Source organism: Parahaliea mediterranea (assembly GCF_017255185.1).
In the GTDB taxonomy this organism is placed as follows: Bacteria; Pseudomonadota; Gammaproteobacteria; order Pseudomonadales; family Halieaceae; genus JAFKCZ01.
Genome location: NZ_JAFKCZ010000008.1, coordinates 126,014 through 149,316, shown reverse-complemented (window position 1 = coordinate 149,316; position 23,303 = coordinate 126,014). Strand labels below are relative to the sequence as shown.

At 64.8% G+C, this 23,303-nt stretch carries 22 protein-coding genes; 9 read left to right on the top strand and 13 right to left on the bottom strand.

The features are described from left to right. The first annotated feature begins 7 nt into the window (after positions 1–7). From JYP50_RS12495 to JYP50_RS12475, 5 genes are all read left to right on the top strand, one after another. Positions 8–1,414, top strand: coding sequence for a TIGR03013 family XrtA/PEP-CTERM system glycosyltransferase (locus JYP50_RS12495; protein WP_206560866.1), 1,407 nt, complete (start codon positions 8–10; stop codon positions 1,412–1,414). A 226-nt stretch (positions 1,415–1,640) separates the two neighbouring features. After that, positions 1,641–1,904 carry a hypothetical protein gene (locus JYP50_RS12490; protein WP_206560865.1) on the top strand — a complete coding sequence of 88 codons (264 nt, stop codon included), beginning with the start codon at positions 1,641–1,643 and terminating at the stop codon, positions 1,902–1,904. Positions 1,905–2,055: 151 nt separating this feature from the next. After that, positions 2,056–2,304, top strand: a complete 249-nt coding sequence (locus JYP50_RS12485; RefSeq protein WP_206560864.1) for a hypothetical protein — start codon at positions 2,056–2,058, stop codon at positions 2,302–2,304. A 188-nt stretch (positions 2,305–2,492) separates the two neighbouring features. Next, positions 2,493–3,398: an EamA family transporter RarD gene (gene rarD, locus JYP50_RS12480; RefSeq protein WP_206560863.1), complete on the top strand. Its 906-nt coding sequence runs from the start codon at positions 2,493–2,495 to the stop codon at positions 3,396–3,398. Between the two features lie 327 nt (positions 3,399–3,725). Continuing rightward, the gene (locus JYP50_RS12475) at positions 3,726–5,150 is read left to right on the top strand and encodes a spinster family MFS transporter (protein WP_206560862.1); all 1,425 of its coding nucleotides are present in this window, start codon (positions 3,726–3,728) and stop codon (positions 5,148–5,150) included. Positions 5,151–5,199: 49 nt separating this feature from the next. Here the strand turns inward: JYP50_RS12475 and JYP50_RS12470 are convergent, their stop codons facing one another. The 4 genes from JYP50_RS12470 to JYP50_RS12455 all read right to left on the bottom strand — a co-directional run bounded on the left by JYP50_RS12470 (position 5,200) and on the right by JYP50_RS12455 (position 9,592). After that, positions 5,200–6,318 carry a TAXI family TRAP transporter solute-binding subunit gene (locus tag JYP50_RS12470; RefSeq protein WP_206560861.1) on the bottom strand — a complete coding sequence of 373 codons (1,119 nt, stop codon included), beginning with the start codon at positions 6,316–6,318 and terminating at the stop codon, positions 5,200–5,202. A 201-nt stretch (positions 6,319–6,519) separates the two neighbouring features. Beyond that, positions 6,520–7,317 (bottom strand): hypothetical protein, encoded by a 798-nt coding sequence (locus tag JYP50_RS12465; RefSeq protein WP_206560860.1) that lies wholly within the window; start codon positions 7,315–7,317, stop codon positions 6,520–6,522. 293 nt (positions 7,318–7,610) lie between these two features. Next, positions 7,611–8,288: an SCO family protein gene (locus JYP50_RS12460; RefSeq protein WP_206560859.1), complete on the bottom strand. Its 678-nt coding sequence runs from the start codon at positions 8,286–8,288 to the stop codon at positions 7,611–7,613. Beyond that, on the bottom strand, positions 8,285–9,592 hold the full coding sequence (locus JYP50_RS12455; protein ID WP_206560858.1) for a selenium-binding protein SBP56-related protein: 1,308 nt from the start codon (positions 9,590–9,592) through the stop codon (positions 8,285–8,287). The genes JYP50_RS12460 and JYP50_RS12455 overlap by 4 nt, the downstream gene beginning before the upstream one ends. A gap of 196 nt (positions 9,593–9,788) precedes the next feature. On the opposite strand from JYP50_RS12455, the gene JYP50_RS12450 reads away from it, so the two are divergent. The 3 genes from JYP50_RS12450 to JYP50_RS12440 are packed head-to-tail and all read left to right on the top strand — an operon-like array spanning position 9,789 to position 12,111. After that, complete coding sequence (locus JYP50_RS12450) at positions 9,789–10,373, top strand: UbiX family flavin prenyltransferase (RefSeq protein WP_206560857.1); 585 nt, start codon at positions 9,789–9,791, stop codon at positions 10,371–10,373. Between the two features lie 54 nt (positions 10,374–10,427). Next, positions 10,428–10,865 (top strand): DUF6491 family protein, encoded by a 438-nt coding sequence (locus tag JYP50_RS12445; RefSeq protein WP_206560856.1) that lies wholly within the window; start codon positions 10,428–10,430, stop codon positions 10,863–10,865. Between the two features lie 55 nt (positions 10,866–10,920). Continuing rightward, positions 10,921–12,111: a cytochrome-c peroxidase gene (locus tag JYP50_RS12440; protein ID WP_206560855.1), complete on the top strand. Its 1,191-nt coding sequence runs from the start codon at positions 10,921–10,923 to the stop codon at positions 12,109–12,111. 328 nt (positions 12,112–12,439) lie between these two features. Here the strand turns inward: JYP50_RS12440 and JYP50_RS12435 are convergent, their stop codons facing one another. From JYP50_RS12435 to JYP50_RS12400, 8 genes are all read right to left on the bottom strand, one after another. Continuing rightward, positions 12,440–13,048, bottom strand: a complete 609-nt coding sequence (locus tag JYP50_RS12435; RefSeq protein ID WP_206560854.1) for a carboxymuconolactone decarboxylase family protein — start codon at positions 13,046–13,048, stop codon at positions 12,440–12,442. A gap of 74 nt (positions 13,049–13,122) precedes the next feature. Continuing rightward, positions 13,123–13,602 (bottom strand): aromatic-ring-hydroxylating dioxygenase subunit beta, encoded by a 480-nt coding sequence (locus JYP50_RS12430; protein ID WP_206560853.1) that lies wholly within the window; start codon positions 13,600–13,602, stop codon positions 13,123–13,125. Beyond that, positions 13,599–14,921 carry an aromatic ring-hydroxylating oxygenase subunit alpha gene (locus JYP50_RS12425; protein ID WP_206560852.1) on the bottom strand — a complete coding sequence of 441 codons (1,323 nt, stop codon included), beginning with the start codon at positions 14,919–14,921 and terminating at the stop codon, positions 13,599–13,601. The genes JYP50_RS12430 and JYP50_RS12425 overlap by 4 nt, the downstream gene beginning before the upstream one ends. Positions 14,922–14,942: 21 nt before the next feature. Next, a complete protein-coding gene (locus JYP50_RS12420; RefSeq protein ID WP_206560851.1) occupies positions 14,943–15,677 on the bottom strand; it encodes an SDR family oxidoreductase in 735 nt (244 codons plus the stop codon). Between the two features lies 1 nt (position 15,678). Further along, on the bottom strand, positions 15,679–16,257 hold the full coding sequence (locus JYP50_RS12415; protein WP_206560850.1) for a Zn-ribbon domain-containing OB-fold protein: 579 nt from the start codon (positions 16,255–16,257) through the stop codon (positions 15,679–15,681). Next, on the bottom strand, positions 16,254–17,438 hold the full coding sequence (locus JYP50_RS12410; protein ID WP_206560849.1) for a thiolase family protein: 1,185 nt from the start codon (positions 17,436–17,438) through the stop codon (positions 16,254–16,256). Before JYP50_RS12410 ends, JYP50_RS12415 begins: the two co-directional genes overlap by 4 nt. Beyond that, the gene (locus JYP50_RS12405; protein WP_347136782.1) at positions 17,435–19,054 is read right to left on the bottom strand and encodes an AMP-binding protein; all 1,620 of its coding nucleotides are present in this window, start codon (positions 19,052–19,054) and stop codon (positions 17,435–17,437) included. The genes JYP50_RS12410 and JYP50_RS12405 overlap by 4 nt, the downstream gene beginning before the upstream one ends. 146 nt (positions 19,055–19,200) lie before the next feature. Next, positions 19,201–20,070 (bottom strand): LysR family transcriptional regulator, encoded by an 870-nt coding sequence (locus JYP50_RS12400; protein ID WP_206560848.1) that lies wholly within the window; start codon positions 20,068–20,070, stop codon positions 19,201–19,203. 133 nt (positions 20,071–20,203) lie between these two features. Between JYP50_RS12400 and JYP50_RS12395 the strand changes: the two genes are divergently transcribed. Then, a complete protein-coding gene (locus JYP50_RS12395) occupies positions 20,204–21,310 on the top strand; it encodes an S-(hydroxymethyl)glutathione dehydrogenase/class III alcohol dehydrogenase (RefSeq protein ID WP_206560847.1) in 1,107 nt (368 codons plus the stop codon). A 47-nt stretch (positions 21,311–21,357) separates the two neighbouring features. On the opposite strand, the gene JYP50_RS12390 is transcribed toward JYP50_RS12395, so the two are convergent. After that, a complete protein-coding gene (locus tag JYP50_RS12390) occupies positions 21,358–23,121 on the bottom strand; it encodes an amidohydrolase (protein ID WP_206560846.1) in 1,764 nt (587 codons plus the stop codon). Between the last annotated feature and the right edge of the window lie 182 nt (positions 23,122–23,303).

Sequence of the window (23,303 nt, the reverse complement as noted above, 5' to 3'; positions counted from 1 at the left end):
GAATGCCTTGCGCACGGTAAGCCTGTTCAACCACCATGTGCACGCCGTCTACTACCTGCTGGCCCTGGTGGAGTTGTTGCTGTTCTTCGCGGCGTTTCACCTGGGGGCACAGCTGTACTTCGTGCAGCAGCAGGAACTCATGTCGGACCACGTCGCCTCTGTACTGCCGCGGGCCGCGGTTTTTTCCGCGGTGACGGTAGCCGCCATGGCCGCCATGGGCTTGTACAAGCCGCAATTGCGAGAGGGCTCCAGTGGCATCCTGTTGCGCCTGATGAGTGCCTTTGTCATCACCATTCTGGGCATGTCGCTGGTCTTCTATTTGCTGCCCGACTTGCACCTGTGGCGCGGTGTTTTCGCCCAGACAGTCCTGGTGGCCTTTATCTTCAGCCTGATCAGCCGCTGGTTGTTCATGCGCGTGGTGAACAACGAACACCTCAAGTCCCGGGTGCTGGTGCTTGGCGCCGGGCAGCGGGCCAAGGCCGCCGCGGGCTGGTTGCGCCGGGGGACGGACCGCCGGAGTTTCACCTTTGTCGGTTTTGTCCGTTCCAACGGCGAGCCGGTACAGATTGAAAACGAGGCCGTGGTGGATTTGGACGGGCCGCTCGATGAGTATGTCGAAGCCAAGAAGATCGACCAGATCGTGGTGGCGCTTGACGACCGCCGCAAGGCGCTGCCGGTCGACGAGCTGGTCAAGTGCCGCCTGGACGGCGTCGAAGTGCTGGAGGTGGCCACCTTTTTCGAGCGCGAGTCCGGCAAGCTGATGCTGGACTTCCTCAGTCCCAGCTGGCTGGTATTTTCCAATGGTTTCGGCATGGGCAACTGGCGGGCTTTCAGCAAGCGCCTGTTCGACATCGGCGCCAGTCTTTCCCTGTTGATGGTGGCCTGGCCGCTGATGTTGGGCACGCTGATCGCGATCTGGATCGAGGATGGCTTTTCCGCCCCGGTCATCTACCGCCAGCGCCGGGTGGGCCTGTACGGCAAGGAGTTCGACCTGCTCAAGCTGCGCAGCATGCGGGTGGACGCCGAGGGTGACGGCAAGGCGCGCTGGGCGGCGCAGAACGACAATCGCATTACCCGCGTTGGCGCTGTTATCCGGCGCCTGCGCATCGATGAGTTGCCGCAGGTGCTGAATGTGCTGTACGGCGACATGTCACTGGTGGGGCCGCGGCCGGAGCGCCCCGAGTTCGTCCATCAGCTCGAGCAGCGCATCCCCTACTACAGCGCCCGGCACCAGGTGAAGCCCGGTATTGCCGGCTGGGCCCAGCTGCGCTACCCCTATGGCGCGAGCGAAGAAGACGCAAAGCAAAAACTGCAGTATGAACTCTACTATGTGAAGAACCACAGCCTGTTCCTGGATTTCATGATCATCCTGACCACGGCCGAGGTGGTCCTTTTTGGCGAGGGTGTTCGCTAGTTTTATTCTAGACATGCCAGTTGGCTGTCAACTAATTTAACACCAGCTACTTCGCATCGTCGGAGATGCTTGCTACTATTCACGTAACTGCTTGCGCGGAAGCGGCTTTCCACTTCCGGCACAAAATTTGCTTCGTTCTAAATAAGAAAAGCTAGGCCAACGAGAGCGCGGGTCACGGACTTCGCACTAACAGCAATAAAGCAGACAATCGGGGACGGTCGGCACCATGGAAGCAGTCGTCTATATGCTGGGTGGCATGGGGGTAACAGCACTGTGCCTATCGGCTTTTGTGTTCGTTACCGCGGCGCGTTTTTACGTGTCGGGTGATGGCGGCGCGGCCGGCGGGGGGCGTGACCCACGCTATTTCGTCAAGCGCTCACGCAGTGACCGACGCCGCCGCGCGTGCCACAGCTTTCCTTTTGAAATCAATGGGGTAGTGGTGGAACGGGATCGCCGTTCCGGCCGCGAGCGGCGCCTTTTCACCCACTGATACGCTTTTTAAGGGCGGTTTGCGCAATGCCCGGCCCGGGTAGGCTGCGAACTGCCCCACAAATTTTCATCAAATTCCTGCAAATTTCCCCAAACCGTCTATGCTTCTAATCCCACTCGCAATCAGCGGACGATGCAGGGGAAGGATTAATATGAGAGCAGTCAGTGAAACGCTGCCCGGCGTGGGTGGCGGCAAGACAAACAATGTATTGAAACGGCGGTATAAGCGGCCAGCGTTGATGGCGCTGTTGCTGCTGGCGGTCTACCTGTTGTTGCGCTGGGTTCCCCTGGAGGCGGCCGAGGGCCAGGAGGGAGGTATTCGCCTGGAGCTCGTGCTGTTGTGGTGCCTGGGGGGAGTGGTGACACTGGTCTTCCTGGCCATCGCCGGACGCCGGTCCTGAGTTTTCCGCGGGGGCGCCTGCCGCCCCCCGTCTTCATGTATTCCGATTGAACGCCCCGTTCCCTCCCGGCTAGCCGGCGGACCGGGGCGAATCCAGGCATTGGTATCGCACCCGGGGGGAAGCCGGTACACTCCGTCCTTGCCCTCATGGCTCCGGGCTGTCCCGGTAGTCATCACACGATGCCGTTTATGCGCGACAAGGACATCACCACCGGCCTGCTGGCCGGCATTGCCGCCTTCCTGTTCTGGGGAGTGGCGCCCCTGTATTTCAAGTTGTTGGAAGGTATCCCGGCGCCGGAGATCCTCGCGCACCGCAGTATCTGGGCGCTGGTGTTGGCGCTGCTGGTGCTGGCCGCCATCGGCCGCTTGTCCGACCTGGGGGCCACGCTGCGCGATCCGCGGCGCATGGCGACCCTGACGCTTTCGACCCTGCTGATCGGCAGTAACTGGCTGGTGTTCATCTGGGCCATCACCAACGCCCGGATCGTGGATGCCAGTCTCGGGTACTATATCAACCCGCTGATCAATGTACTGCTGGGCGTCGTGTTCCTCGGCGAGCGCCTGCGTGCCCTGCAGCTGCTGGCGGTGGCGCTGGCCGCCACCGGAATCGCCCACGAGCTGTGGCAATTCGGGCGGCTTCCCCTGGTGGCCCTGTATGTCTCGCTGTCCTTCGGTTTCTACGGGCTGGTGCGCAAGCGCGCGCCGGTGGAGAGCCTGACCGGCCTGGCGGTGGAAACACTGTTCATGTTGCCCCTGGCGCTGCTGTACCTGTGGTGGAGCGACAGCCCCACCAGCAACCTGGCCACCAACGACGCCGCCTTCAATGGCCTGTTGATGCTGGCGGGGCCGGTCACCCTGGTGCCTCTGCTGCTGTTCAATATCGCCGCGCGGCGCCTGAACCTGTCCACCGTGGGCTTTTTGCAGTACATGGCGCCCACCATCATGCTGTTGCTGGCGACCGGCCTGTTCGGGGAGCCGTTCAGCGATGACAAGCTGGTGACCTTCGCGCTGGTGTGGTGCGGGCTCGTGATCTACAGTGTCGATGCAGTACTGCAACGCAGGCGTCTTCGCGGCCAGCCAGCCGCGCCGCTTTAGCGCCGGTATTGGCCTCCCTGCCGGCCCCCCGGCGCGGTCGGGTTCGCGCCGGCTCGCCGCCGCTGCTGGCGTGCCCGGGAATGATTTTGGCGTCTCCGGCTATTTCGGCGGGCGGCCATCGACTCTAGCCTTTCTGTAACAACTTTCGCCGGGGCCGCCATTGCTGTCCCCGGACTCCGGCTCCGGGCAGGGCCGCTCGCGGTGGCAATTGCATCTCGGCAAGCGTGCGCAAAGCACGTAACATGCCGGTAGTCGGTGTGATTGGAGCCGGGCGGCGCCCCGGGCCGACGAAGGTCCTCAGCCAATAACATAATATCGGGAGCCCCAATGTCTAACGCCCACACGGCGACCGCCGGCCCTTCCTATACCGGGGAGGGCTTCGGTACTCCCGCCTACCGCAATTTCGTACTGTATAGCCTGACCCTGGTCTACACCCTCAACTTTATCGACCGGGTGTTGATCGGGGTGGTGGCGCAGCCCATTATCGAGGAATTCCGGCTGCAGGACTGGCAGTTCGGTCTGCTGTCCGGCTTCGGCTTCGCGCTGATGTATACCCTGATGGGCATTCCCATCGCGCGGCTGTCGGAGCGCTACAACCGTGTTCGTATCATCGCCGCCAGCGTCGTGCTCTGGTCGGGAATGACAGCCCTGTGCGGGGTCGCCGGTGGATTCCTGGCGCTGCTGGTGTTTCGCATCGGCGTGGGTATTGGCGAGGCCGGCTGCACGCCGCCGGCCAACTCACTGATTGCCGATTACTTTCCGCCTCGCAGTCGGGCGCGGGCGCTGGCCGTCTATTCGCTGGGGATCACCATCGGCGGGGTACTGGCCAACGCCTTCGGCGGACCGGTGGCGGAGATGTTTTCCTGGCGCGAGGCTTTCCTGGTGCTGGGCATTCCCGGGGTGATCATTGGCATCGCGGTGCTGTTTACGATCAAGGAGCCGCCACGGGGCTACGCGGATCCCCCCGGCACGCCGGTGGTGGCGCCACTCAGTTTTCGCGATACCCTGGGGGAGCTGGCAGGCAAGCGCACATTCTGGCTCAACACGGTGGCGGCCTCCGCAGTGGCCTTTGTCGGCTATGGCCTGATCAACTTCCAGGCCGCGTTTTTCCAGCGCGTGCACGACATGTCGGTGGGCGAGGTGGCAACCCAGGTGGCGGTGCCGCTGGGCCTGGCGGCCTCGCTGGGCGCCTATGCCGCGGGCTACCTGACCGAGCGCGCCAGCCTGCGCTACCACAACGCGGTGGCCTGGATTCCCGGTGCCGGGCTGCTATTGTCCGTGCCCTTTTACCTGCTCGGCTTGAGCGCCGACGGCCCGTGGACGGCGCTGGGTTTCATGCTGGTGGGCGCGGTTCTGCACTACAGCTATCTCGGCGCCCAGTACACCATCTGCCAGGGCGTGGTAAGCACGCGTTCCAGGGCCACCGCGGTGGCGGTTTTCCTGTTCATCGTCAACCTGATTGGCTATGGACTGGGACCCCTGGGGGTCGGTGTGCTCAGCGACCTGCTGATGAACGCCCGGCTCGCCGCGTCCAGCTTCGCTGCCGAGCTCACGATGGAAGCCTGCAAGGGGAGTGAGTATGCCCTGGTCACGGCCCTGGGGCAGGCCAGGGCCGAGGCCTGCCTGGCGGCGAGTGCCGGCGGGCTGCGCCAGTCGCTGACCACAACGGTGTGCATCCTGGGGGCCGCGGGCTTGCTGTATCTCTACCTGTGCCGTGGCCTGCAGCGGGACCTGGTGGCGAAGATGCACTGACCGCCGCGCTCCCGGCATGCCTGGACGCCAGCTGTTGTTCGACACCCGGCTATCGCCGCAGCTCCGCCCTTACCGTGGCGAGTAACTCGGTAAAGATACGGAAGCTCTCGTCGGCGGCGAGCTTCTCTTCGATCAGCAGGCCGTAGGCCCGTACCTCCAGCGCCCGCAGTTCCTCGAGAAGGTCCTCCGCCGGTTCGTGGTAGGCGCGTTCGCGCACGGTCAATAGCGCGCTGTAGAACGTATCGATGCGGTCCTTCTTGCGCAGGCTGCGCCAGCGAACAAAACCGGCCACGCCGGTTGCCGCGAGGATGCCCAGGTACACCAGTAGATTGATGGTCTCCGCGTAGCGTTCCAGCGGACCCGGTTCGTCCCGTTCCAGGTAGCGGCGCGCGCCCTCGTGCAGGGGGAAATTCAGCTGCTCACGGTCAAAGTGCTCACTGACCCAGCTGAAGATGTCGGGCTCCAGTGCCGCAAACAGGGCCTTTTGTTCCACCAGTGTGCGGGTGAGGTGATAGACCTGTGACGCCGATGCCTGCTTGCGAGCGACCAGCAGGGTCGACACCTGGAGGGATTGCAGGGAGCGCTCGTTGCCCGGCAGGCGATAGGTCAGGGGGGGAATGGTGGTGGCCTGCATCTGCGGGACCAGCAGGGAGATGCCCTCGCGCAGAAACTCGGCCGCGGTGGGGCCGGCATCCGCCAGTGAAGCCAGGTGGTAGCCCGGTTGGTACCAGGGCGTTGTGCTGGGGTTGATCGGGCCGAAGTACACGATGGCCTCGGGTTCACCCTGCACCAGCGTGTCCAATACGCGCACATTGTCCGCCAGGATCCTGGTACGTGCCGCGACAAGGTCGACGAAGGTTCTCCCGGCGTGGGAATCGTTGACCACATAGATGCCCACTTCCTCGCCCGAATTTCGGAGTTGTTCGAGCGAAACATCGTCCCGGACAAGCAAGTGCAGTACGCTTTGATACAGTGGGATGACCGTGCGAACTCCCCGTTCAAAGGGCGTGCTGTTCTCCACGGTGGTCAGGTCCGCGAAATCACCGGTGAGTAACTGCAAGGGGGGCATGCCGGGAGCCAGCTCCACCGGAATGATATCGAAGTCGTTGTTATCGATGGCGCCGCGTAGCTGCGCGACGTCCAGGTGCTGGTAGGCGAGTGCGTGCATTCGCAGCGGCGCCTCTGGATCACTGCACCCGGCCAGCGCCACTGTGAGCAGCAGGTAAACCCACACGCGTATTGGTGTTGCCTTCCCCAGTTGCCCGCTCTCCCCGGTTGTTGGCTGGTGCGAATACTCCCGCTGTCGCCGAGCATACCCCATGCGGTCGCGGTAGAACACCACGGCACGAGCGGGCCGTGACTCACGACACTAGCGCGAAGCGAGCGATAACCCGGCGAAGGGGTTGGGGGCAAGTCCACCGGCGTGGGGCGCGGTGTCGAAGGCGCCCGTCCGCTTGATCCACTGGTGATCGAGTACGCGCGTCAGGCTGGCGTGGTGCAAGGGCGAGGCATTGGTGAAAACCCGCGCAAATTTTCGCGTCGCCTCGGATATGGCCGCTGGCACCTTGTCGCTCTCCGATACCACCAGCGCCACCCGATCGCCCTGCTCGAAGCGGAATTCCATGTAGGGCAGGGTGGGGAAGGCCCCGCGCAATAGGCGCCTTGCCGTGGACGGGGAAGATTGCAGCACGCTGCGGTCCCCGCCGTGGTGGCTGGGTATTTCGCTGAAGGCCCGGTGCAGGCATTCCTCGGCGGTCGCGCGGCTGGTCCGCAGCGGGGAGGGGACGGTCACGAAACCGCGCAGCAACCAGCGGTGCCCGTTGTAGCAGGTATTGGCCAGGGCAATGGTGCGCGACATGATGCGGCAGCTGTAGCCAACCTTGACCCGGTCGGCCACCAGTTTGCCCGTTTGCCGATCGTAGGCCTGCAGCAGGTAGATGCCCGCGCCGAGCAGCTCGCAGGCCGGTTCGGCGATGAACCGCTCCTGGTTAATTGCAATTGGGGCGTCGTCGATGCGCGCGTCGGCGTCGCGCCCGATTGGAGCCACCACCAGCGCCTGGCGGCGTACCGGCCGTGAGCCGCCCTTGTGGTTGATCGGCGCCTTGTCGCTCCCGACGGCATGGGCCACGCGCATTTGGCGTGGCCTGAGGCGTTGAAAGAAGTTCATGTTGGTTCCCGGAAAATTAACGGTGCCATGGTTGCACAGGCCATGGCGAACTGATTTGCCAAATTGATGAATGATGTGGGGGCTGATTACCTGATTGGGGGTGTTTCAGATTTGCGCTCCCCTACGAGTCGACGGAGGATGGAAAAACCTGAATACCAAAGGCCCGTTTTGTGACGTGGTTCGCTTTGGTTTGCGTGATGCGTCGTGTCCTGCCCTGTCGGAAACCGCGGGGCCAATACCGGAACCGAAGAGGCGCGGCACGGCGTCCGCGGGCCGTGCCCGGGTGCGGGAGCTTACTGGGCGGCTGTCCGCGGGTTGGTCTCCCCGGCCAGCGTCCACAGGTCATTCATCACCGTGTCGGCGTGCAGGAAGCCGGCGCTGTAGATGTTGCGGATGCGCCCCGCCTTGTCGATCAGGTAGACCCGCAGGATGTGGGACATGCTGCCCGCGTAGCTGCCGTCCTCGCGGCGGATTTTCAGGCGCCACTGTCCGTAGCCCTCGAGGATAGGCAGCAGCGCGGCCTCGGAGTCGGTGGTGAGGAAGCGCCAGTCAACGTCCCGGTGTCGAAAATGCCGCGCGTACTCGCGCATGGCCGCGGGCGTATCCAGTTGCGGGTCGAAGCTCAGGCTCACCAGTCGAACCTGGTCCCGAAGCGCGGGTTCCCGCAGCAGTCGTGACTGCACCTGTTTCATCACGTGACTGGCCAGGGGGCAGCCGTTGACATCGGGGCAGTGGGTGTAGATGAAGCCCATCAGCACCAGGTGGCCGTCCAGCACCTGGTGCAGGCGCAGGGCCTGCCCCCCGGCGTCCCGAACCTGCCCGTCCACCGCCGCCCCGAGCGGGGGCAGGGCGTAGGTGCCGGGGGCGGGGGGCTCGTAGGCCAGCTCCCCGTAACCCGGTGCCAGCACCGTGGCCTCTCCGCGGGCCAGCGTCGCCTGGCAGGCGATCAGCAACAGCAGTAGGCGTATCACCGCTGGCCGACCCGGTCCCCGTACAGTGCATAGGCGCCAAAGCGCATCTGGTGCGGGGCCCCGAGTTGCTTGGCGATGAAGTCGATGGCCAGGGTCTGCTTGAGGCTTTCACCGTCGAAGTCGTAGACCTTGAGGTACTGGAGATCGGGCCCGCGGGGTTCCTGCTTGTCCCAGTTGGCCAGCAGGGAGGAGGTGTAGTACACGCGTTCGCCGTCCCAGCTCTGGGAAACCATATTGACCTGGGTGCCGATCTTCTTCTCGAACAACTGCCTGGGCTTGTGCGGGTCGCTGATGTCGTACAGGCGGGTCATCCCGTCGTTCCAGGTGTCGACCCACAGTCGCGTGTCGTCGTTGGAGATTGAAATGTCCACCGGCAGCGGGATATTGGCGGCGTCGCCGATATCCGCCACCGGCTTGGCCTGCCACTCGCCGCCGTCATCGAGGTACACCAGCCACAGCTTGGAGGTGAGCGCGGTGGAGGTAAAGCAGTAGTCGTGCTCCGGTTTCCAGGCGCAGCGGATCTCCAGCGGCGCGCCGGGCACGTCCAGCACTTTCTTCGGCTGGCGGGCGTGCATGTCCCACACCACCATGGTGTTGCCAAAGGCTTTCATCGCCTCGGCATCGGACATCAACGCCCCCATGTTCATCATGTAGTTGTTCCAGCCGGTGAAGGAGGAGGTGAGCATCAGGTTGCGGCGCGGCAGTACCCGGACGTCGTAGCCGTAGCCATCGGCGTACTGCCCGGCTTTCTTCGCCCCACGCAGTTGATCGTCGGTGGGCATCCAGTGGGTGGCTACGTAGTCGCCGGCGTTGGTGTATTCGACCAGGGCGGTGCGTCCGCCGTGGTCGCGGTTGTTGGACAGGCCGGTCAGCATCATGCGGCCGGGCAGGGCATAGAAAGTGTGCGGGCCCACGACGCCGCCGCTCTTGTCGACGAAATTATCGACGGTGCGGTGCAGGCTCGGCTTGGCCGGATCGCTGTGAATGTCGAAGATGAATACCTTGCTGGTGTCCAGGCCCCCGGCCCAGAGGTAGCGCCGGTCATCCGTCAACCCGGTGTGGTGGGCTTCGTTGCGGCCGCCCACCGACAGGCTGGCCACTACCGCGCCGTAACTGTCCGAGGCCGGGTTGACGTCGACCGTGACCAGCTTGTCCTGCTCGTCGCCGACACCCGCCACCCCCAGGGTCCAGACGTAGACAAAATCTTCCTGGCCTTCGATCTTCGCCATGTAGGGCGACATACAGGTTTCGTCCGCCAGTGCCTGGGTGGCCAGTAGCAGGCCCAGCGCGAGTATCAAACGCATGGCAGCTTCCTCCGGTGATGGAGTTGTCAGTGAAAGCTTAGACGCTGTGTCCGCGGCTGCAAGCGGGCCGCGCGGGTGTCGCCGGGCATCCGGTGACGGCCCACTGGCTCCCCGGATGCCCGCCGTTGGTGCTACGATGGTCCCCTGAACAGCCGGCCAGGCACCGGGCCAGTCTCATCAAGGACCACAAGCACTTATGAAAAAACGCATTATCGTCGGCCTCAGTGGCGCCTCGGGGGTTATTTACGGCATCCGGGCCCTGGAGCACCTGGCCCGGATGCCGGAGGTGGAAACCCACCTCATCCTGAGCGAGGGGGCGGCCACCAACATCGCCGTCGAGACCCGCTACGCGCTGGAAGAGGTCAAGGAGCTGGCGGACGTGGTGCACAACAATGCCAACCTCGCCGCGACGCTGGCCAGCGGCTCGTTCCAGACCGACGGTATGCTGGTGGTCCCCTGCAGCATCAAGACGCTGTCCGGAATCGCCAATTCCTACGCTGACAATCTACTGGTGCGCGCGGCGGACGTGGTGCTCAAGGAGCGGCGCCCCTTGCTGTTGGTGGTAAGAGAGGCCCCCCTGCACAAGGGGCACCTCGAACTGATGGCGCGGGCGGCCGATTACGGCGCGGTGATTTACCCGCCGATGCCCGCGTTTTACCACGACCCCCAGAGTATCGAGGATATTCTTGACCAGACCATCGGCAAGCTCTTCGATCACCTGGGTCTGGAGCACCGCCTGTTCCGTCGCTGGGGCGAGGGCCGGGACAGCCGGGGGCGGTAAATCAAGTGCCGGGCCGGCGGCGTTTCGGCCGGCAAACGCTGGAGTATATGCAATATGATATCCAATACCTGGCTTGTCGCCGCCGGGCTAGTGGCCCTGCTCTCGCTCTCGGGTTGTGCCGCGACGGCGACCGATGGTGACGGTTCGAGCGACGATCGGGACGCGGAACCAGACCCCCTGGAGGAGCTGCTCGGGGGCTCGCGGAACTGCGTCCAGCTGAACCGCATCGCGCGCACCGAAGTGGTGGATGAGCGAACCATTGTGTTTCATATGAACGGCGGCGATCTCTATGCCAACCGCCTGCCGCGGCGCTGCCCGGGACTGCGCCGGGATAAGACGATTATGTACAAGACCTCGATGAACCAGTTGTGCAATGTCGATCTCATCACCGTACTTGACGACATGGGTTTTGGTTTCACCCGTGGTGCTACCTGCGGCCTGGGTAGTTTTGTGCCGATCAATGCCGGGACCGTCGAGCTGCTGCGGGAGTAAAACGCCCGCCGGGGACCGCGTCAACGAGGTCCGGCGGAGCCGTGGCGCGCGTGCCATGGCCGCTGCCGTGGCGCCCATGTTGTCGCTGCTCGTTGCCGCACTGCTGTTTGCGGTTCACGCCGGGGTCGCCGCGCCCGACGCCAACCAGCGCGAGTCGGCGCGGCACGGCGGCGCGGCGGACCTGCTGGCATTGATCGAGTCGCCGCCCCTGGGCTTGCCGGCGGTTCCCGTACCACACGGCAATCCGCCGACCCGGGCGGGCATCGACCTGGGGCGCAAACTGTTCTTTGATCGTCGGCTGTCCTTCAACCGCACCCTGTCTTGCGCCATGTGCCACGTGCCCGAGCAGGGCTTTACCCAGCGCGAGGTGCGCACGCCGGTGGGAATCGAGGGGCGCTTCGTCAAGCGCAACGCACCAACCTTGCTGAATGTGGCCTACCGGCGTTCGCTGTTTCACGATGGCCGCGAATCCACCCTGGAAAACCAGGTCTGGGCGCCGCTGCTGCGGGACAACGAGATGGGCAATCCCTCGATCGGCTTCGTGCTACAGACCCTGCGCGAGGCGGGGGATTACCGCGGGTTGTTCGAGAAGGCCTTCGCCGACGGCCTGACCGCCGCGAACGTGGGCCGTGCCCTGGCCAGCTACCAGCGCGGGCTCCTGGCGGCGGACTCGGCTTTTGATCGCTGGCACTACGGCGGCGAGGAGGGGGCCCTGGGGGAGCCGGCGCGGCGTGGCTGGAAACTGTTCCAGCGCCTGGGTTGCATCGGCTGTCACGCGGCGGGTGACAGCGATGCCCAGTTCAGCGACGGCAACTACTACGACACCGGTATCGGCTTCGCCCGCAGCATGGGGCCGGCCAGGGTGCCCGAGCGCATTCACCTGGCGCCGGGGGTGCAGGTGCGGCCCAGGGTCGGGTTTGCCTCCCCCCGTTTCAATGACCTGGGACGCTACGAGGCCACGGGGCAAAGCGCCGATCGCTGGTTGTACCGGGTGCCCACCCTGCGCAATGTGGCGCTCACCGCACCCTATATGCACGATGGTTCCTTTCCCGACCTGGCGGCGGTGGTGGCCTACTACGACCGTGGCGGCGTCGAGCATCCGGGGCTGGACCCGCGTATCCGGCCGCTCGATCTCGACGAGGGGGAGCGGGCGGACCTGGTGGCGTTTCTCGAGTCCCTGACCGGCTCCGGCGTCGACGCCCTGGTGCGCGACGCGCGCAGCGAACCGATCGGGGACACCCGCTAGCGGGCTATTGCAACCAATCCCGCGTCGCGGCCTGGGCAATGCCGGCAGCCTGTTGTCGGAACGGCACATGCTTGATCGTTGTAGGGCCGAATTTATTCGGCCATTGATGTCGTGAGCGCCTTTATTGGTCGAATGAATTCGACCCTACAGAGGGCAAGCCACCCTACAGAGGGCAAACTCCTTGATCGTTGTAGGGCCGAATTTATTCGGCCATTGATGTCGTGAGCGCTTTTATTGGTCGAATGAATTCGACCCTACAGAGGGTAAATTACCCTGTTTTTCACTTAGGTATGAGCCGTTTCCCTGTTGCCGGTTTTGGAGGCGGGCCTTATTGCTCCGGCTCGCCGTGCTTGCCCGCGCGCCAGCCCAGGCTCTCTCCCACGAGCCGGTCCGCCCGCTCTGCGGGAAGGGGTTCCAGCGTGGTGGCCATGGTGTCGTTCCAGCGGTTCAGGTAGCCGAACAGCGCGATAGCGCCGACGATTTCCACGATCTCGGCCTCGTCGAAGTGCGCCTTGAGAGTGTCGAATTCCACCTCCGTCACCGCATTGGGCACCTGGGCGGCCTTGTAGGCCAAATCCAGGGCCGCGCGCTCGGCGTCGCTGAAGTGTGGCGAGGTTTCGTACAGGAGAATATCCGCGATCTTCTCGTCGGGCGCCTCGTAGATATGCGACAGATTGGTCATGTGCGACTGGCAGTACAGGCAGCCCGAGGACACCGAGCTGATCAGGCTGATCAGCATCTTGAGCTGCCGGTCCACGCTGCCCTCGTACAGCACCGCCTGGTTCAGGGCCATGAAGGCCTTGACGATATTCGGGCGCCTGGCCATGGTCCGTATGGAGTTGGGCACGAAGCCGCGGGTCTGTTCGTAGTGCGCGAAACGCTCGAGGATAAAGTCGTCATCGATATCCTCGTTCTCCAGGGGGGGCAGGAATGCCATGGCCTTGTGCTCCAGGTTGTTTGGGGGTTCACCTATCACTGTAGACTTATCACCGTAAACCAGGGCGCCGCGGACTACAGGTAGATGATCAGGGTCCTCTGCGGCGCTTCGGGATTGATCAGGTTGACGCGCTTGTGCCGGATCGCCCAGCCGTCCCCGGTGGCCACCAGGTGGTGTTCGTAGGTGCCGGCGTAGACCCGTTGCTCGTCGCGGTACCACAGCACCACATGGAAGTTGGACGTGACCTTGAGGTCGCCGCGGTCGGTCTTGCCGGCCAGGCGGATATTGCCGATCAGGTGGGAGGCGCGCACGCCGCTGTCCTTGGACGAGGCCCTGGGGTGCACGAAGTTGCGCCGCCGGATTTCCATCATCACCCGGTCGTCGTACATGTGCGAAATATGGTTCAGTGGATCGGTCTGATCCTCCGCCGCCGGCATCCAGTAGGTGCCGTCCTCGGTGAACAGTTGCATCCAGCTGTCCAGGTCGGGGCGGTCCAGCAGGGCGGCCTCCCGGTACAGAAAGTCCTCGATAGCCCTGATGTCGATGTCGCTCATGCGAAGACCTCCCCGCTCATGTATGCCTTCCAGGCCTTGTACTGGGTGCGCATGTCCAGGTCGCCGGTGCCGCCACCAACCACCCGGTCCGCTTGCTGCTCGTCCTTGCCGTACTGGCGGTGGAACTCCACCCAGTCGCTGGCGGTGGATTCCAGTCCTTCCTGGGTGCGCCGGTAGACCTCGAGGTCGTCGGGTCCCACCATCCCCGCCGAGGAATTGATCAGCCGCGAGTAGAGCAGGGTGCGCTGCAACATCTCTTCCGGTGCGCCCTTGAGGCGGAATGACCAGGTTTCCACCACGAAACGGTCCACCGCGATGGGGCGCACCACGCGGATGTTCTGCACCGCGGTCTTGATCGTCAGGGAGGGGTAGTACAGGGTGTTGTGGGTATTGAAGGAGTAGATGTCCCGCGTGCGTTCCTCGCCGTAGGCCTTCACCATGGCCTCGTGATAGGCGGGCATTACCGTGTACTTGGCGTGGATGCTGGTTTTGCCGCCGTCGTAGTGGTGGCCGTAGGGAAACCCGGTGATCCCCGACTCCTCGAAGTTCTCGTAGGAGGAGCCGAAGGGCAGGATGATCTCGGCCTCGCTGCGTTCGCGGGTTGCGCTAGCCGGCAGCGAGTCGATGTAGTCCTTGGCCGCCTGCACCACCGACTGGTGAACCACCATCGGATGCATGGTGTCGTTGAGGTTCTCCAGGATGAATTTCCAGTTGCACTCGTGTTCGTAGCGCAGCACGCCGCCGGCGACCTCCACCTCGCCCTCCGGGGAGCGGTCGCAGAGATTGTCCAGGCAGTCGATGGCGCCGCCGAGCCAGGTCTTCAGGTCCGGGGCATCGGCCGAGAGGGTGGCGAACACAAAGCCGCGGTAGCTGCCCATCTGCGCCACTGGCTGCATGTTGTTGCAGGTGTCGTTGATGTCGAAGCCGGTGCCCTCGTAGCCCGCCTCGTTGGGGATCTTGATCAGGGTGCCGTCGTGTTTGTAGCTCCAGCCGTGGTACGGGCAGCGAAAGGCGCCGCGCACATTGCCCTGGCGGTTCTCCACCAGCTTGGCGCCCTTGTGCGCGCAGCGGTTGTGCAGCACGTGCACCTTGCCCTCTTTATCGCGCACCATGATGACCGGCGCCTTGTGGGTGATATTGGTGGCGAAGTAGTCGCCGACCTTGGGCACCTGGGACTCGTGGCCGATAAATATCCACGCCTGCCCCCAGATACGTTCCATTTCCAGCTCGAAAATGTCCGGGTCGGTGTACAGGCGCTTGTGCAGGCGGGTGGGTTCGACCAGGCTGTCGAGCTCCTCGTGACTGATGGTGGTACGCATGGGGGAACCTCCGGGGTGATATTATAGTGAGAGCGAGCCGAGGCTGGCGCCGCCGCAAACCATCAGGGTTTGCCCGGTGATAAAGCCGTTGTCGGGATGGTTGAGGAAGCAGACCGCGCGGGAGACATCCTCCGGCTGGCCCAGGCGTTTGACCGGGATGCTCGCCGCCATGCGCTGCATCTGTTCGCTGCCGTCCTCCACCACCTTGTGGAACATCTCGGTGGCGGCGATGGGGCCCGGTGCCACGGTGTTGACGGTAATGCCGTGCTCGCCCAGCTCCAGGGCCCAGGTGCGGGCCATGCCCATCATCCCCGACTTGGTGGCTGAGTAGCAGGTGCGGGTCTGCAGGCCGAGGGCGGCGCGCGAGGTGATCAGGATGATGCGACCGAAGCCGCGCTGCTTCATGTTCGGCAGGAAGGCCTGGCTCAGGCTGATGGCGGCCCCGATATGGACCTGGTTCAGGTAATCCAGGTCCTCCAGCGCCACCTCTTCGAGCCCGCTGGCGCGGATCAGCCCCGCGTTGTGCACCAGGCCGGTGACCGGGAACTGGTCGGCGGTCTCCCGCGCGACGGCGGCGGTGCGCTCGCGATCACTGAGGTCGAGCGTGACGTTGTGCAGGGCGGGGTGATCCACCTCGAGGGGGCGGCGGGCCAGGTTGACCACGCGGTGGCCTTCATCCAGCAGCTGCTGGCAGATGGCCGCGCCGATGCCGGTGCTGCCGCCGGTGACGACCACTGTATCGTGTTGTTGCGTCATATTAGATTCCCTCCGGCTTTTCCGCCGGGCTGGTCAGTTCCAGTTGTTGCGCAATGGCCCGCCGCTGGCCGCGCTCGGCGATGGGCGTGTCGGCGCTCACCGCGATCAGTACCGCGTTGCGCGAGGCGTCGCTGTGGCTGAACACCGCGACGCGGGTATCGGCGGGCAGCGAGGCGGCGTCTTTCGCGGGGAGCGCGGAAAAGGTGTGCAGCGCCAGGTGGGCAAATACCGTCACTCCGCAGTCCAATCGAACCGACGCCACCGGCCAGGGCGCCTGGGCGATGCGTCGCTTGAAGAACTCCCACAGGCTGTGGTGCAGGTCCACCCCGGCCAGCAGCGTGCCCCCGGTCTCCGCTTCCCGCCACACCAGGGTGGGGCACAGGCAGTCGCCGCAGACCTCCCGGGGCGGGTACTGCGCCGCGCCGCAGGCGCTGCAGTGTTGCAGGGACAGGGCGACTGGAAGATTGGCGGCGGTGAAATCCATGCCCACGGGCGTGCGCTGGCGCGGCGGGCGGGCCAGGCGGCGCCGCGACGGGCGGTTGAGCTTGAGGCGCTGGCGCATGGTCTGGCGTTTGCTCATTGCTGCGCGCTCCCCAGAATCGCCGCGGCGCTGCACAGGCCGCGGTCGTAGTTGATCATGCCGAAACCGCTCACCATCGCATGGCGCGCCCCGCTGACCGGGTTGTGCGGCGCGCGCCCGGTGAGCTGTCGGATGCTCTCGACGATGCCCATATAGCCCGCCGCGGAGCCGGCCTGGCCCACCGACAGCTGGCCGCCGGAGGTGTTGTGGGGCAGTTTGCGCGCCTGTTGGCCGCTGCCGTCGAAGCGCAGGTCGGTGTCGCGCACGAAGGCCGGCCCCTCGCCCTTGGCGCAAAAACCCAGGTCTTCCATTTGCAGCATGCTGATGACCGGGTAGTCGTCGTAGGTCTGCAGCAGGTCGATATCCTCCGGTCCCAGTGCCGCCGCCTGGTACAGCGCATCGGCGTATTCGGTCCAGCCGCCGCGGAACTGCACCGGATCGTCGCGGTGGGCATTGTGCAGCTCACCGGCGGCGAGTATGTGGCAGTAGGGCAGGCCCAGGTGGCGCGCGCGGTCCTCGCTCATCATCAGGAAGCCCTCGCCACCGGCGCAGGGCATCACGCAGTCGAACAGGTGCAGGGGCCCCGCGATGGGCCGCGCGCCGAGGTACTGTTCCAGCGACAGTGTTTTGTGGCCCAGCAGCGCGGGCGGGTAGTGGTTGGCGTTGTAGCGCTGGTCGAGGGCGACGCGCGCGAAATCCTCCCGCGTGGCGCCGAAACGCTCCATATAGTGGCGGGTAATCAGGGCAAAGGCGGTGTTGGGGCCGCCGGCGCCGTAGGGGAAGGAGGCGTCGATGGTGAAGTTGCTGAAATTGGCGGCGGTGCCCTCGAAGGCGCGGTGGGCGGCGCCGTCCCCGCCGATACAGGCGACGATCTCGGCGTCGCCGGCCTGGACGGCGCGCGCCGCGCGGCGCAGGGCGACCAGTCCCGCGGCGCCGCCGTAGGGGAGCTGGTCGATCCAGCGCGGGCTCATCTGGAAATGCTGGGTCAGGGTGATGGCGGAGTCGGCGCCGAGGGAGAAGCTCGACACGGCGAGGCCGTCGACATCGTCCTTGGCCAGGCCGGCCTGGCGCAGCATCTCTGCCAGGGTGCAGCCAATAAACCAGTTGGCGCCGCGCGGGCTCTGGCGCGCGTAACCGAAACTGACCGGTGCCGCCAGGACAACGCCCGCGTAGTCCTTCATGACGCGGTCCGCCGCTTTTTCAGCTCGCGGGTATCGATACACTCGCCCGCGGCCACGCGGCTCCTGGCCAGCGTTTTCACGTCACCGCGACGGGGCTTGTTGGAGGCCGTGCGCGGCAGCGACTCGCAGAACAGCACGTAGCCGGGTGCTTTGTAGTAGGCCAGCTGGTCCATGCAGTGCGCCACCAGCGCCGCCGCCAGCTGCGCGTCGCCCGGGGCGCCGTCGGCGAGCACGGCGCAGGCCGCCACCTCGTCGCCGCGCAATTCGTCCGGCACCGCGGTCACGATCACTTCCGCCAGCGCGGGGTGGGTGAGCAGGGCGGCTTCCACCTCGAGGGCGGAGATGTTTTCGCCCGAGCGGCGAATCACGTTCTTGCGCCGGTCGACGAAGTGCAGGCTGCCATCGGGCCCCTCGCGCACCACGTCGCCGGTATTCAGCCACCCGTCCTGCCAGGCTTCGGCGGTGGCTTCGGCATTCTTCAGGTAACCGGAAAAAAAGCCGCGGGCGGGATTGTCGCCTTTTGCCCGCACCCGCAACTCACCTTCCTCGCCCGGGGCAACGGGCTGTTTGTGCTCGTCCACCAGCTGAACCTCCAGGTAGTCGGGCGCCTTGCCGAAGCAACAGGTGCCCACGTGCCGGGGCTCGGTATTGGCGATGATGCTGCCGCCGACGCCGGACTCGGTCATCGCCCAGGCCTCCAGCAGGGGAAAACCGAAGCGCGCCTCGAAGCGCGCGTGGTGCTTGGGGTTGACCCCGGCGCCAAAGCCGAACTTGACCTGTCCGCCGACGTTGTCCTGCGGTGTCTCGGGCAGCTCCAGCAGGATGGCGGGCAATACGCCCAGGTAGTGGACGATGGTGGCGCCGCTGTCGCGCACACTCTGCCACCAGCTGCGCGGGTGAAAGCGGTCGAGCTGGATGATGCAGCCGCCGCTCTGGATCATGGCCATGGTGGAGACCGCCATGGCGTTCATGTGGGTGAGCGGCAGGGGTGTCAGCAGGCGCTCCACGCCCTGCTCGATGGCCGCCAGGCCGCCGACCTCGTTGTACCACTGCCCGGCGAACAGGAAGTACTCATTGCTGAGAATACAGGCCTTGGGTTTGCCGGTGCTGCCGGAGGTGTACAGCAGCGCGCACTCGGTATCCTCCGCGGGGGCCTCGTCGCTGCGTCCGGTCACCGCGGGCAACTGGTCCAGCCGTTCGCAGTCGACCACCGGCACCTCGCGTTCCAGCATGGCCTGCACCGGCGCCAGTTCGGGCACCGCCTCCGGCAGCGCGATCACCACCGCGGCTTCGCCGTGTTCGAGGAAGTAGGCGATCTCCTCGGCCTGCATGTCGCGGCTGACCGGGATCACGCTGCAGCCGAGGCTGTTCAGGGCCAGCCAGTGAATGAAAAACTCCGCGCGGTTGTCCAGCACCAGGGCGGCGCGCAGCGGGTGGCCGAAATCCCGGGCCGCGTATTGCGCGGCGCAGGCATCGATACGCGCCAGGGCTTCTCCATAGGCGAGGTCGACGGGACCGCTGGCATAGGCTTTCGCCGCCGTGGCGGGGATGTGCAGGAAGGGCTGGTCCGCCGATCGGCCGGCGGTGCTTGCGAATACCTGATATACGGACGACACCTTGATCTCGCTCGGTCAGAGGGAGTCGGGCTGGAGCCGAAACCCGTGTTAATGTTTTAAATGTAAAATATCGGCATTACCGATGCCTGTCAAGCACTCCTGCCATCGGCCGGGGCCGTTCGCGAGGCTGTTGTGGCCGGGTCCCGTCAGGCCAGTACCTCGGCGAGGTAACTGACGAATAGCCGTACCTTGGCGGACAGGTGCCGGTTGTGGGGGTACACGGCCCAGACCGCGGTGTCGGTCGGGTTGTAGGGCTCGAGTACGGTCTTCAGGGTTCCCGCGTCGAGGGCGTCCCGAACGTAGAAGTCGGGGAGCTGGACCAGTCCCAGGTCTGCCGCCGCGGCATGTGCCAGCGCCCGGCCATTGTTGCTGCGCCAGTTGCCGTCCACGGTGATGTCAAAGTTGCGCTGGCCGTCGCGGAAGCGCCAGGTATTCAGCGTGCCCACCAGGCAGTTGTGATTGACCAGCGCGTGAATGTCCTCCGGCTCGCCATAACGCGCGAGGTAGGCCGGGGAGGCGCAGGTGACCAGGCGGCGGTTGCAGATTCGGCGGGCGATCAGCGAGGAGTCCTGCAGCGTGCCGGCGCGGACCGCGAGGTCGTAACCCTCGGCGATGAGGTCCACCAGCCGGTTGTTGAAATCCAGCTCGATGGCAAGCCCGGGGTTCTGGCTCATGAAGTCGGCCGCGGCGGGGGCGATGAACTCCTCGCCAAACGCGCCGGCCACGGTCATCCGCAGGCGGCCGCGGGGTTTTTCCTGCAGGTCCAGCACCGCGTCCTCGGCCTCCCTGAGGGTGGCGAGTATGTCCTGGCAGCGCAGATAGAAGGCCTGGCCGACCTCGGTCACGGCGAGACTGCGCGTGGTCCGCACCAGGAGCTGGGCCGCGAGGCGCGATTCCAGGGCGGCGATCTGCTTGCTCACATGGGACTTCGATACCCCCAGGTCCTCCGCGGCGCGGGAAAAACTCTGGTGGTGCACCACGCTGACAAAGGCCTCGATCGCTTCCCACTTGTGCATGACGTTACCCTGTCGCCCATGGCGAGCAATTATTTCTATACAGAAAAAGTATTTATATATTACGGCTATTAATTCTTTTAAAGAAACAAAATATAGTGCCCCCGAATCAGCGTTGCAACAGGTGGACTGGACCATGAAGACACGAGCAGCCGTCGCGTTCGAGGCGGGCAAACCCCTGGAAATCGTCGAGGTGGACCTCGAGGGGCCGAAGGCGGGCGAAGTCCTGGTGGAAATCAAGGCCACCGGGGTGTGCCACACCGACGCCTTTACCCTTTCGGGCGACGACCCGGAAGGGATTTTCCCGGCGATTCTGGGCCACGAGGGCGCGGGTGTCGTGGTCGACGTGGGCCCCGGCGTCAAAAACCTGCAAAAGGGGGACCATGTCATTCCCCTGTACACGGCGGAGTGCCGTGAATGCGATTTTTGCTTGAACCCCAAGACCAATCTCTGCCAGGCGGTGCGCGCCACCCAGGGGCAGGGTGTGATGCCGGACGGCACCAGCCGTTTCTCCTTCGAGGGCAGGCCCATTCGGCACTACATGGGGTGCTCGACCTTTGCCAATTACACCGTGCTGCCGGAGGTGTCCCTGGCCCGGGTGCGCAAGGACGCCCCCTTCGACAAGATCTGCTACATCGGCTGCGGCGTCACCACCGGCATCGGCGCGGTGGCCTTCACCATGAAGGTCGAGGCGGGCGCCACCGTGGCCGTGTTCGGCCTGGGCGGCATCGGCCTGAACGTGATCCAGGGCGCGCGCATGGTCGGCGCGAGCCGCATTATCGGCGTGGACCTCAACCCGGCCAAGGTGCCCCTGGCGAAGCAATTCGGGATGACGGATTTCGTCAACCCGAAGGAGGTCGACAACGTGGTGGAGCACATCATCGAGTTGACCGGCGGCGGGGTGGATTACAGCTTTGAGTGCATCGGCAACGTCAATGTCATGCGCCAGGCCCTCGAATGCTGCCACAAGGGCTGGGGCGAGAGTTGCATCGTGGGTGTGGCGGGCGCCGGCCAGGAAATTTCAACCCGGCCCTTCCAGCTGGTGACCGGGCGCTCCTGGCGGGGCACGGCCTTCGGCGGCGCCCGCGGGCGGACCGACGTGCCCAAAATCGTTGACTGGTACATGGACGGGCGCATCAACATCGACAACCTGATCACCCACACCATGCCGCTGGACGATATCAACAAGGCCTTCGACCTGATGCACTCGGGCGAGAGCATTCGCTCGGTGGTGTTGTACTAGAGGCCAGGGCCCGCCCGTCTTCCCGCGCCGGGCGGGCCGCGCAACGCCTATGGCTCGACCGGCTGCACGCGGCCTTCCAGTACCGTGCCCCAAACCCGGATGTCCTTGATCGATTGCGGACTGACCTGGAAGGGGCTGTCTTCCAGGACAGTGAAATTGGCGCGTTTGCCTGGCTCTATACTGCCGACTTCACTTTCCAGCCGCAGCGAGTAGGCCGCATCCAGGGTTACCGCCCTCAGCGCCTGCTCCACCGTGAGCGTCTGCGCGGGTCCGGCGGTGCGCCCGGAAAACGTCGTCCGATTCACCGCGGCCCACATCAAAAACAGCGGCTGGGCGGGCGCCATGGGCATGTCGGAGTGCAGGGAAAAGGGCACGCCCGCGCGGGACACGTCTCCCAGCCTGACCATGTCATTGGCCCGCTCGGGTCCGATACCGAAGTCGCTGTACTGATTCGCCAGCGCCACCGTGTAGTACGGGTTGGCGCTCACAATCGCTCCCAGCCTGGCGATCCTGTCGATTTGCCGGGGGCTGGAAAAGCCGAAGTGAACGATCGTGGTGCGGTGATCCCGCCGGGGGTTGCGCCGCATGTTTTCCTCGAGGGCATCCAGTACGCGCTCCAGACCCCCGTCGCCGTTTTGGTGAATGTGGATTTGGTATCCCGCGTCCCAGTAGGTACGGAACGCCGAATTGAACACTTCCTTGTCCATCATCCACTCGCCCTTATGGCCGTCCAGGTAGCCGTCTTCCATTTGCATCAGCTGGCTGAAGATCGCGCCGTCGGAAAATAGCTTCACCTGCCGCGGCAGGAATGCCGTATGCCCCTGGGCGCCGTTTTGTACCCCTTCCGTTGCCGCCAGGAGGTCGGCCCCGCGATGCTCCAGCGCAAGTGAACGGCCGTCGGGAATAAAGTAAAAACGGAATGGCGACGCGGTGTTACCCAGAACGGCGATCTGCTGTGGGTAGAAGCCCGAGACGCCGCCGGGTTCCGCCGCGGTCGTGACACCCGCGGCATGCAGATAGCGCGCGCTCAACTCCAGCCCGGCGCGTAACTGTGCGGGTTTGCCTATCAGCGGCAAGATATGCGGCGATAGAAACTCCAGGGCGCCCCGCTCCCAGAAATGGCCCTGTTCGAAATTTATCTGCTCACGGACCGCCTGCTCGGTGCGGGCGACTTGTTCCCGGGTGACACCGGCAAGCCCGAGTGCCGCGGTATTGAGGATGAATTCGTGGCCGGAACGGTGCCAGATAACAATCGGCCGGGAGGTGGATACAGCGTCCAGATCCGCGCGGGTGAGTTTACCGTGAAAGTAGTGGTGAAAACCCCAGGACACCAGTGGCGCCTGCGGGTCGCGCATGCCGGCCTCCACCTGCCGCAAACGGGTCATATACGCCTCGCGGGAGCGTGTCGCGGGGTAAGTCCGCCCGGGCAATACCCAGTCCTCAATGGCGATGATCTCCGAGGTCAGTGTCAGTGCGGACAACACGGGGTGGACATGCTGTTCGATCAGGCCGGGCACGATCACCTTGTCGGCGAAAGTCCGGTCGATGCTCGTGGCGTCGCCCGCGAGCGCCCGAACTTCGTCCAGCGTGCCGGTCGCCACAATGCGGCCGCCGGCAACCAGCACGGCTTCGGTTCGCGGGCGGGCGGGGTCCATGGTAATGATTTCGCGGGCCGGATAGATAACGCCGTTGCCGGCAGTCTCATCCGGTGGGGGGGCGCTGGCGCCGACTTCCGCGCCGGCCTGTATGGGCAAGAGCAATGCCAGCCAGCAGAGGCCGGCCAGTGTTGGTTTTATCTTTCCGGCTCTCATGTGCGTGCCTCCGTGGGCGGCTGAGCAAGGACCCTTCTGCCGGGATAGCGCCACTCAATACGCGCGGAATGCTCGACCGCAACGCGACGACTCCCGATCACGTGTATTGTCCCGGCAGGCTTAACGCAGGGTGCACCGTATTATGCACAACGGAAAATCCATCGACCAGCTGTCGTGTGGTG